The organism is Streptomyces sp. RLA123, assembly GCF_056270165.1.
On record NZ_JBWDOR010000003.1, the window covers coordinates 198,969 to 209,290 of the forward strand.

At 68.5% G+C, this 10,322-nt stretch carries 7 protein-coding genes; 6 read left to right on the forward strand and 1 reads right to left on the reverse strand.

The genetic code is table 11. The features are described 5' to 3' along the window. Window positions 1-82 precede the first annotated feature (82 nt). Complete coding sequence (locus RV983_RS01185; RefSeq protein WP_475983868.1) at window positions 83-3,997, reverse strand: ABC transporter ATP-binding protein; 3,915 nt, start codon at window positions 3,995-3,997, stop codon at window positions 83-85. 590 nt (window positions 3,998-4,587) lie between these two features. Here RV983_RS01185 and RV983_RS01190 point away from each other — a divergent pair. The 6 genes from RV983_RS01190 to RV983_RS01215 all read left to right on the forward strand — a co-directional run bounded on the left by RV983_RS01190 (window position 4,588) and on the right by RV983_RS01215 (window position 10,260). Continuing rightward, window positions 4,588-5,766: an aminotransferase-like domain-containing protein gene (locus RV983_RS01190; RefSeq protein WP_475983869.1), complete on the forward strand. Its 1,179-nt coding sequence runs from the start codon at window positions 4,588-4,590 to the stop codon at window positions 5,764-5,766. Between the two features lie 98 nt (window positions 5,767-5,864). Further along, window positions 5,865-7,004 (forward strand): 3,5-dihydroxyphenylacetyl-CoA synthase DpgA, encoded by a 1,140-nt coding sequence (gene dpgA / locus RV983_RS01195; protein ID WP_475983870.1) that lies wholly within the window; start codon window positions 5,865-5,867, stop codon window positions 7,002-7,004. A gap of 31 nt (window positions 7,005-7,035) precedes the next feature. Next, window positions 7,036-7,710, forward strand: a complete 675-nt coding sequence (gene dpgB / locus RV983_RS01200; protein WP_475983871.1) for an enoyl-CoA-hydratase DpgB — start codon at window positions 7,036-7,038, stop codon at window positions 7,708-7,710. A gap of 74 nt (window positions 7,711-7,784) precedes the next feature. Then, window positions 7,785-9,044, forward strand: a complete 1,260-nt coding sequence (gene dpgC / locus RV983_RS01205; RefSeq protein WP_475990187.1) for a (3,5-dihydroxyphenyl)acetyl-CoA 1,2-dioxygenase DpgC — start codon at window positions 7,785-7,787, stop codon at window positions 9,042-9,044. After that, window positions 9,041-9,859: an enoyl-CoA-hydratase DpgD gene (gene dpgD / locus RV983_RS01210; protein ID WP_475983872.1), complete on the forward strand. Its 819-nt coding sequence runs from the start codon at window positions 9,041-9,043 to the stop codon at window positions 9,857-9,859. Before dpgC ends, dpgD begins: the two co-directional genes overlap by 4 nt. Window positions 9,860-10,056: 197 nt before the next feature. Then, the gene (locus tag RV983_RS01215; RefSeq protein WP_475983873.1) at window positions 10,057-10,260 is read left to right on the forward strand and encodes an MbtH family protein; all 204 of its coding nucleotides are present in this window, start codon (window positions 10,057-10,059) and stop codon (window positions 10,258-10,260) included. The last annotated feature ends 62 nt before the right edge of the window (window positions 10,261-10,322 follow it).

The window sequence follows — 10,322 nt, forward strand, 5'->3', positions numbered from 1 at the left end:
GCGGGACCCGCCGGGTCCCGCGGAGCAAGGCTCCCGGCCCGGGCAACGGTGATGGGTCGCCCGGGCCGGGGGGCCGGTCACCTCAGCCTATGATTCCCGCCGGGTGTCCCTCGGCGACGAAGGCTTCCCAGAGCCGGGCGTACGGTCCGCCCGCCGTGACCAGTTCGGCGTGCGTGCCGTCCTCCACAATCCGGCCGTGGTGCAGGACCACCACCCTGTCTGCCCGCTCCGCGGTGGTGAGGCGGTGCGCGATCACCAGAGTGGTCCGGCCACCGAGCCGATTCGGGCGTCCGTCGCGCAGCCGGTCGGCAGCCTGGTTCACCACCGCCTCAGTGGCCATGTCCAGGGCGGCAGTCGCTTCGTCGAGCAGCAGGATGTCCGGGTCGACCAGTTCGGCCCGGGCGAGTGCGATCAACTGCCGCTGGCCGGCCGAGAGATTGCGTCCCCTTCCGGTCACCGGGTGTTGGTAGCCGCCGGCCAGACTCGTGATCATGGCGTGTGCGCCCACCGCGCGGGCGGCCGCCTCAACCTCGGCGTCGGTGGCATCCGGTCGCCCGTACGCGATCGTGTCCCGGACGGTGCCGGCGAAGAGGTAGGCCTCCTGCGGAACGACGCCGAGGCGATGGCGGTAGTCCGTGAGGTGGTAGCGGGTGATGTCGGTGCCGTCGACACGCACCGTGCCGCGGGTGGCGTCGTAGAACCGGGCGACCAGCTTGACCAGGGTCGACTTGCCGGCGCCGGTCTCGCCGACCAGCGCGACGGTCTGCCCGGCCGGGATGCGGAGGTTGATGTCGGTGAGCACTTCACGGCTGCCCTCGCCGCCGCTGTTGTAGGCGAAGCTGACGTTGTCGAAACGGATCTCGCCACGCAGCCGCTCCGCGCGGACCGGGTCGGCGGCAGGCGGGGTGCTGGTCGGGGTGCCCAACAGCTCGCGGATCCGGCTGAGGCCTACGGCCGCCTGCTGGTAGCCGTCGGCAATCTGCGAGAGCAGATAGACCGGCGAGAAGAAGAGCTCGATGTAGAGCAGGTAAGCGACCAGCCCGCCGACTGTGAGGGTACCGCTGTCCACCCGGGAGGCACCGGCGATCAGCACGAGAGCGACCGCGGCCTTGGAAAGGAACTCGACGAACGGGAAGTAGAGCGCACGGCAGAGCAACGCGCGCAACCGGGCGTCACGGTAGGCGAGTGAGTTGCCGACGAACCGCTCGGTGGTGGTGGCTTCGCGTCTGAATGCCTGGACGGTCCGCATTCCCGCGACGTTCTCCTGGAGGTCGGCGTTGACCGTGTCGATCAGCTCGCGGGAGATCTGATAGTGCGCCGAGGATTTCCGGCGGAACATCAGCGTGGCGATGACCAGTGCGGGCAGCACGGCGAAGACCACCAGGGCGAGGCCGACGTCGATGACAGGCAGAGCGACGAAGATCCCGGCGAACGTCAGCGCACTGACCACGGCCGTCACCATGCCGGTCTGCAGGAAGCCGGCGAGTGCATCCACGTCAGTGGTCATCCGGGTCATGATCCGGCCGGAGAGCTCACGCTCGTAGTAGTCCAGCCCGAGCCGGTTCAGGTGCGCGAATATCTTGAGGCGCAGGGTGAACAGGACGCGTTCCCCGGTGCGGCCGCTGATCCGCGTCTCGGCGCTCTGCACCAGCCAGTCGAGCAGCACCACCCCGAGGGCGACGAGGGACGCGGCCGCGACCCCGCCCAGCGCGGCCCGGGACACACCGTCGTCGATGCCGTGCCGGATCAGGATCGGGAGGACCAGTCCGACCGCCGCGTCCACGGTCAGCAGCCCGAACGCAAAGGCGAGCGGGCCGCGGAACGGCTTGAGCAGTCCGCCCAGGGTGAAGTGCGGGTTGGCGGTCGCTTCGGCCCGATCGATCGCGGGGGTGTCGAGGGCAGGGGGGAGCGTCCCGACTCCGGCCGGAGGCTTGGGATCGGCCTTCCGGTCCTCCACGCTGCGTACGGCGGCGCCCGGACCGGCCGGCGCCGTGGCGGGCGCGGTCGCATCCGGATCGGCGTCAAGACCGCCGACGCCGGCCTCCGGGTCCGTTATGAGTCGCCGGTACTGGGTGCAGCGGGCCGCCAGTTCCTCATGGGTGCCGAGGTCGACGAGTCGGCCCTGGTCCAGGACTGCGATCCGGTCGGCCAGTTGGAGGGTGGAGCGGCGGTGTGCGACGAGCAGGGTCGTGCGGCCGGCCATGACGGAGCGCAGTGTGTCGTGGATCTCGGCCTCGACCCGGGGATCGACCGCGGACGTGGCATCGTCCAGCAACAGAATTTGTGGGTCGGCGACGATCGCCCGGGCCAGCGCGATCCGCTGACGCTGGCCGCCGGAGAGGGAGAGGCCCTGCTCGCCGACATGGGTGAGGTAGCCGTCCGGCAGTGCGCGGATGAAGCCGTCCGCCTGCGCCGCGCGCGCAGCCTGTTCGATCTGCTCCGTGGTGGCGCCGGGGCAGCCGTAGGCGATGTTGGCCAGCACGGTGTCCGAGAACAGGAAGCTGTTCTCGGACACGACACCGACCATGGAGCGCACCGAGTCCAGCGTGACCTCGCGCAGATCCTGGCCGTAGAGCCGGACAGCGCCCGCCGTCGGGTCGTAGAAGCGCGGGATGAGCCGCCCCACGGTGGACTTGCCCGAGCCGGAGGCCCCGACGAGCGCGAGGGTCTCCCCATGGGCGAGACGCAGGCTGAGGCCGTGCAGCACCGGGCGGTCGAGGTGGCGGTCGTCGCCGCCGTGCTCGCCGAGGGTGCCCGGCTCGCGCGGGTCCGCGCCGTAGTGGAAGTCGACCTCGTCGAGTTCCAGCGCCGGGACGCCGTCCACGGGCCGCAACTCCGGCGCTCCCGGCGCTTCCTGGACCAGCGGTCGCTCGTCGATCAGTTCGAGGACGCGTTCGACCCCGGCACGGGCCTGCTGGCTGACGGTCAGGAAGACGGTCATCATCCGGACGGGAACGACCATTTGGGCCAGGTAGCTCGCGAAGGCGACGAAGGTGCCCAGCGTCACCTGCCCCTCGATGGCGAGCCAGCCGCCGAGGGCGAGCACACCGACCTGGGCGAGGGCGGGAATCGCCCGCATGGCCGAGCTGTAGCGGCTGTTGAGCCGGATGATGCGAAGCCGCATCGCGTAAAGGGAGCGCGAGGCGGACTCCAGTTTGCCGAGTTCCTGCTCCTCCTGCCCGAAGCCCTTGATCACCCGGACCCCGCCGACCGCGGCGTCCACCACGCCGGCGACCTTGGCCGCCTCCTGCTGGGCAGCCCAGGTTGCCGGAAAGATTCGCTTGCGGCACAGCACCGCGAGCCACCAGAGCGTGGGACCCATCACCAACGCCACCAGAGTGAGCAATGGTGACATCCAGACCATCACCAGGAACGACACCACGATGAACAACACGTCGCCGACCGTCATCGACAGCATCGCGACCATGCCCTGGATCAGTTGAAGGTCGGAGGTCGCCCGGCCGACCACCTGGCCGGTGTCCAGTCGGTCCTGCTTCTCGCCGTCCAGCCGGGTCAGCGTGCGAAAGATGTCGACGCGCATGTCGTGCTGGACGTTCATCGTGAGTCGGTCGTTGTAGTGGGCGCTCACAAACCTGCACCCGGCGAACAGGACGGCGGCGAGCACCAGGGCGATCGCCCAGGGGATGAGCGGCTGCCTGTGGGTGACGATGACGTCGTCGATGACCAGCTTGGTGATCAGTGGGACGGCTGTGAAGATCGCCATGGCGAGCAGCGAGGAGCCGAACGACAGCAGGATGTGGCGGCGGTACCGCAGGCAGTAGCCGGCGAGGCGCCGGAACCAGCTCTGCTGGAGGGTGGGGCCGGCCGCGCCGCTCGCTGTGCCCGGATCTCCCGGCGGGCTCGGGGCGCCAGGCGGAGCGATCGGGGCGATCGGGGCGTGGCGACCCCTCCTGTCCTGAGGATGCCTCCCCGGTGTGTTCCGGTTTTCGGGGCCGGCGGGAGATGTCTGTCTGGTGGAGCCGTGAGCGTTATGCATATTCAGCGCTGACCATCTCTTGAGGCGAGCCTGTCCACGACGCCGCGGTTGACCATCACCAGAACCCGCCGCCCGAATCGCCGCATGGATTGGTCCTGCTGAATTCACAGTGCCGAGCGCTTCCATGTTGCGGGCACCCGGAGTGCGCCATGTGAGGTTTCGCGATTTTTCGTCGGACCAAGCATTCAGGCGTCAGTGGTTCCGTGCATCAGTAGATTCCGCAGTTACGCTCGGAGCCGCCGTTCCTCAATGCGTACCTGCATGTTCTCTTCGGCGTGCAGGCAGAGCAAATCCCGTAACGACAGGGCCCGAACCTCAATTCCAGACATGAGTTGCCCTGGGCAGGCGGGGTGTGGCAGCCTGCTCCCGGCCGCGGTACCGAAGAGATTTGTTTCCGGTGTCGACGTGGCGTGCCCGCATATCCACAGGGCACCCGGCGTCCAGAATGGAACACAGTGAACGGTCACACCGCAGAACGGGTTGTCATGAAACTTCAAACGGTCGATCTTCATCGCTCGACGACCATGCCCGTAAGCGAATCCATGAATTTCCTCAACGAGATAGCACAGCGTTTTCCGGATGCTGTCTCGTTGGCTGCCGGGCGTCCGTTCGAGGGTTTCTTCGACCTGGACGACGTCCACCGCTACTTCGAGACCTACCGCCGGCACCTGACCGATCGTCTGGGCGGTGACGAGGTAGCCGTACGGCGGACCCTTCTGCAGTACGGGCGCACCAAGGGGATCATTCACGACCTGATCGCGGAGCATCTGCGCGTGGACGAGGGTATCGACGTCGACCCTGATGCCATCGTCGTCACGGTCGGGTGCCAGGAGGCGCTCTACCTGACGCTGCGTGCGCTGCGTCACGACGAGCGCGACGTCTTGCTCGCGGTGACGCCCAGCTATGTCGGTGTCCACGGCGCGGCCGCCTTGGCGGACATGCCGGTGCTGCCGGTCAGGGAGTCGTCCGAAGGGATCGATCTGGACGACCTGGTGGCCGTGGTCCGCGACGCGAAGGCTTCCGGGCTGCGCCCTCGGGCCTGCTACGTCATCCCCGACTTCGCCAACCCGAGCGGCGTCAGGCTGAGCCGTGCCGCACGGGAGCGGATGCTCGCCATCGCCGCCGACGAGGACATCCTCGTCCTGGAGGACAACCCTTACGGATTGTTCGGCGACCCGTCCGGCCCCCCCACGATGAAGGCCCTCGACGAACATGCGCAGGTCGTCCACTTGGGTTCGTTCGCCAAGACAGGCCTGCCCGGAGCACGGGTCGGCTTCGCGGTGGCGGACCAGCGGGTAGCCGGGGCCCAGGGCGACCAGGGCGTGCTGGCCGACCAGCTGGCGAAGATCAAGAGCATGCTGACGGTGAACACCTCCCCCATCGCGCAGGCGGTCATCGGCGGGAAGCTGCTCGAGAACGGGTACAGCCTGCGCGCCGCCAACACGCGGGAGACGGAGACCTACCGCGCCAATCTGGCCCGCGTGCTGGCCGGCCTGACGAAACGTTTCGGCGGTGTCCCGGGAGTCAGCTGGAACACGCCCAGTGGCGGCTTCTTCCTGTTGCTCACCGTGCCGTTCCCGGTCAGCGACGACCTGCTGGAGCTCAGCGCCGCCGAACACCGGGTCCTGTGGACCCCCGTGCACCACTTCTACGCCGACTCGCAGCCGCGCAACGTGATGCGGCTGTCGTTCAGCCACCTGCGGCCGGACGAGATCGAGGAGGGGCTGGACCGGCTCGCGGAGTTCGTCCGCGAGCAGTCCGCCAACTGATACCCGACGGACCACCGGAGAAAGAAAGCCGAGACCCCGATGGACGCTCACACGCCGCTCCTGCGCGGCACACCACGAAGCTGGGGATGGACCTACCGATGACCTCGATGCTGACCTACACCGACCTGACCACCGCCGAGCTCCCGACCACGGTGCTCGAGGAGTCCCTGCCGTCCCAACTCGCCCAGATCACGGGCGTCGGCACCGCCGTTCCCCCGACCTCGTACTCCCAGCAGGACATACTGGACATCTTCGATATCCAGGACCCGCGGATTCGGTCGGTCTTCCTCAACAGCGCGATCGAACGCCGGTTCCTGACGCTTCCGCCCGAGAACGCGGACGGCACCCGCGTGATGGAGGTCCAGGGCGAACTGCTCGCCAAGCACAAGGCCCAGGCCGTCGACATGGGAATCCGGGCCATCCAGGAGTGCTTGAAGGACACCGGCGCGGACGTCTCGGACATCGGCTACCTGTGCTGTGTCACGACCACCGGCTTCCTCACCCCGGGCCTGAGCGCCCTGATCATCCGCGAGCTGGGCATCGACCCCCACACCAGCCGTCTCGATGTGGTGGGCATGGGCTGCAACGCGGGACTCAACGCACTGAACGCCGTGAACGGCTGGGCCCGCGCACATCCGGGTGAACTCGCTGTCATGGTGTGCTCCGAGGCGTGCTCCGCCGCCTACGTCTTCGACGGAACCATGCGGACCTCCGTGGTCAACAGCCTCTTCGGCGACGGTGCGGCAGCCGTCTCCCTGCGAGCCGGCGAGACGGCCGGACTCGAACCCTCGGTCCCGGGGCCGCGCATCCTGAAGTTCTCCAGCTACATCATCACCGACGCCATCGACGCGATGCGCTACGACTGGGACAACGACCAGGACCGGTTCAGCTTCTTCCTCGACCCGCAGGTGCCCTATGTGGTCGGCGCGCACGCCGAACGGGTCGTCGACCGTCTGCTGGCCGGAACCGGGGTGCGCCGGAGCGACATCGCCCAGTGGCTGGTCCACTCAGGCGGCAAGAAGGTCATCGACGCGGTCGGAGTCAACCTCGGCCTGACCCGCCACGACGTCCGCAACACCACGAGCGTGCTGCGCGACTACGGCAACCTCTCCAGCGGCTCCTTCCTCTTCTCCTACCAGCGGCTGCTGGAAGAGCGCGTGGTCGAGCCGGGCGACTACATCGTGCTGATGACGATGGGCCCCGGTTCCACCATCGAAACCGCTCTTGCCCGCTGGTAACGCCCCGATCCGAACAGGAAGACAAGACATCATGACCCGTTCCGCTTCCCTCGCCGTTGACCTGTCGATGCGCGTCGACGGTGCCCAGCCCCTGTCACCCGAACTGGTTCTGGCCCTCAACGCCCTGTGCGACCAGTCCGAGGACGCCGACGCCCGCGGGCCCGTGGTCCTCGAGATCAGCGGGGCTCCCGCGACCGTGCGCGACCTGCCACTCCCCCTGGTGAACAAGTGGGAGCGCGCACTCCGCCGGCTGGAGCGCCTGGACATGCCCGTCGTCGCCGTCGTCACGGGCGACTGCGGCGGCGTCGCGCTGGAGGCCCTGCTCGCCACCGACTACCGCATCGCCGAGCCCACGGCGCGCCTGCTGCCTGCCGTCGAGGCGGACGCCGTCTGGCCCGGAATGGCCCTGTACCGGCTGGTGAATCAGATCGGTGTCGCGGCGACCCGTCGAGCGGTCCTCTTCGGCACTCCGGTGCCGGCCGACCAGGCGCTCGCGCTGCACCTGCTGGACCAGGTGGCAGACGACCCGGAGGACGCGCTCGCCGACGTCGTCGAGACCGTCATGGCCCCGGCCCATGCCAGGCCGGCCATCCGCCGCCAGCTGATGCTGGACGCGACCACCACCAGCTTCGAAGAGGCCCTCGGCCGCCACCTGGCCGCCTGCGACCGCGTGCTGCGCAACACGACCGAAGAAGCCTCGTCGTGATCGACTCGGCGCCGGCCCCGGCCGATGCCACAGGAGAGCGCGAGCTCGGCGCTGACCAGGCAACGGCCCGTCGGATCGTGACCGACACGGCCGACCGGGCAGAGCACTTGCTGGCGACACTCCCCCGACCGTCCGACCGCTCCCCCGAACAGCGCGCACTCGCCGCCGATGCCAAGAACGCCGCTCGTGCTGTGCGCGGTCGCTTCATGCGACTCCACGGCGAGGCGGTCTACCAGCGCCTCACCGACGGTCGAACGGCCGATCTGCGCCTGCCCGAACTGGTGGCCGCCGCAGCCGTCGCCTACCCCGGGCTGGTCCCCTCCGGCGACCAACTGGCGGCGGACCAGGGCCGTGCCCAGGCCGACAAAGAGGGCTGGGAGATCGACCAGGGCATCTTCCTGCGCGAGGTGCTGCGATCACCCGCATCAGGACGCCACCTGATCGATGCCATGGCCCTCCCCACAGCGCGGGCAGCGCAACTGCTGCCCGAGTTCCAGCGCACCGGCGAACTGGATCTCGGTTCGGTGCGCCTCGAGCGGCGGGGCAGCGCCGCACATCTGACGATGTGCCGCGACGACTGCCTCAACGCCGAGGACGACCGTCAGGTCGATGACATGGAGACCGCCGTCGATCTCGCCCTGCTCGACCCGGGCGTAAGTGTGGGACTGCTGCGTGGCGGCGAGATGACGCACCCCCGCTACCGCGGCAGGCGGGTGTTCAGCTCCGGCATCAACCTCAAGAGCCTGCACGCCGGTCAGATCACCCTGGTCGACTTCCTGCTGCGACGGGAACTCGGCTACATCAACAAGCTGTTGCGGGGCGTCCGGGTCGACCACAGCGGGGCGTGGCACACCTCGTCGATCGAGAAGCCCTGGGTGGCAGCAGTGGACACCTTCGCGATCGGCGGTGGCGCGCAGCTGCTCATGGTCTTCGACCGCGTCCTGGCGGCTGCCGACTCCTACCTGAGTCTCCCCGCCGCCCAGGAGGGAATCGTCCCTGGTGCCGGGAACTTCCGCCTGGGCCGGCTGGCGGGCGGCCGGGTCTCGCGTCAGATGGTGCTCTGGGGACGCCGGATCCACGCCACCGAGCCCGACGCCCGGCTCCTGCTCGACGAGGTGGTCGAGCAGGACCATCTGGATCGCGCAGTGGACCGGTCACTGGACCGTCTCGACAGTCCGGCGGTGGTCACCAACCGCCGGATGCTCAACCTGGCCGAGGAACCGCCGGAGTCGTTCCGGCACTACATGGCCGAATTCGCCGTACAGCAGGCCCTGCGGCTCTACAGCGAAGACGTCATCGGAAAGGTCGGCCGATTCTCGGCCGCCCGTTCATGACACCGATCAAGCCCAGCAGGCTCACCGCAGTCCGCTACGAGAAGCGCGACCGTGTCGCCTATGTGACGCTCGACCGACCAGAGCGCGCCAATGCGATGGATTTGCGCATGCATGAGGAACTCGGTGCCGTCTGGGACGACTTCGAGGCCGACGACGAGGTGTGGCTGGCCGTCCTCACCGGCGCGGGAGACCGGTCCTTCTCCGCCGGCCAGGATCTCAAGGAACTCGCCGCCAGGATCCAGGACGGAACCGCCACCCCCTCGACCTTCGGCAGTCGGGACAAGCCCGGCTGGCCCCGGCTCACCGATCGGTTCGGGCTCGCCAAACCGGTGATCGCCCGGGTCAACGGCCACGCGTTCGGCGGCGGCTTCGAACTCGCCCTCGCTTGCGACGTGATCGTGGCCGCGGACACCGCCAGCTTCGCGTTGCCCGAGGCGAAGCTCGGGCTGATCGCCGGCGCGGGAGGTGTGTTCCGGCTGACCCGGCAGGCACCGTACCGCGTCGCGCTCGGACACCTGATCACCGGACGCCCCATGACGGCGGCTCGTGCCTACGAACTCGGTCTGGTCAACGAGGTCGTCCCGGCTGCGGACCTGGACGCGCACGTGGAGCAGTGGGTCGCCGACATCCTCCGCAGCGCTCCCCTCTCGGTCCGCGCGATCAAGCAGGCCGCGGGGGCCGCCGCGACCATGCCTCTCGAGCAGGCCTTCGCAACCCGCTTTCGGTGGGAAGAGCGCCGCATGCACAGCGCGGATGCCCAGGAGGGTCCGCGGGCCTTCGTCGAGAAACGCGGTCCGCAATGGAGGGGGTGCTGACGCTCTGCCGATCATCTCGGCGGAGCGCCGCACGGCCCCGCACCGACGACCATCACGCACGCCGGTAACGGCGGTTATTGCGGATGTCCGAGCCCCGCAGCCAACCAGATCATGAACCTCGAAGCTGTCGCCGAGCGCCACCTGATGGACCGGCGGTCCCCACGGAGAACCAAGACTCACCGATAGGAATCAGACAAATGAATCCCTTTGATGCTTCGGACGGCCGGTTTCTGGTGCTCGTCAACGACGAGAACCAGCACTCACTGTGGCCGGCGTTCATCGAGGTTCCCGAAGGCTGGACGGTCGTCCACTCCGCCGATGCCAAGCAGCCCTGCATCGACTACATCGAGTCCCACTGGACCGACCTGCGTCCCAAGAGCCTCGTCGACCAGATGAGCTGAGGTAACGGCAGGTACGCGGATCAAGCCGTCCGACATTCATGCCGGCCGTGGATCCACCCGGT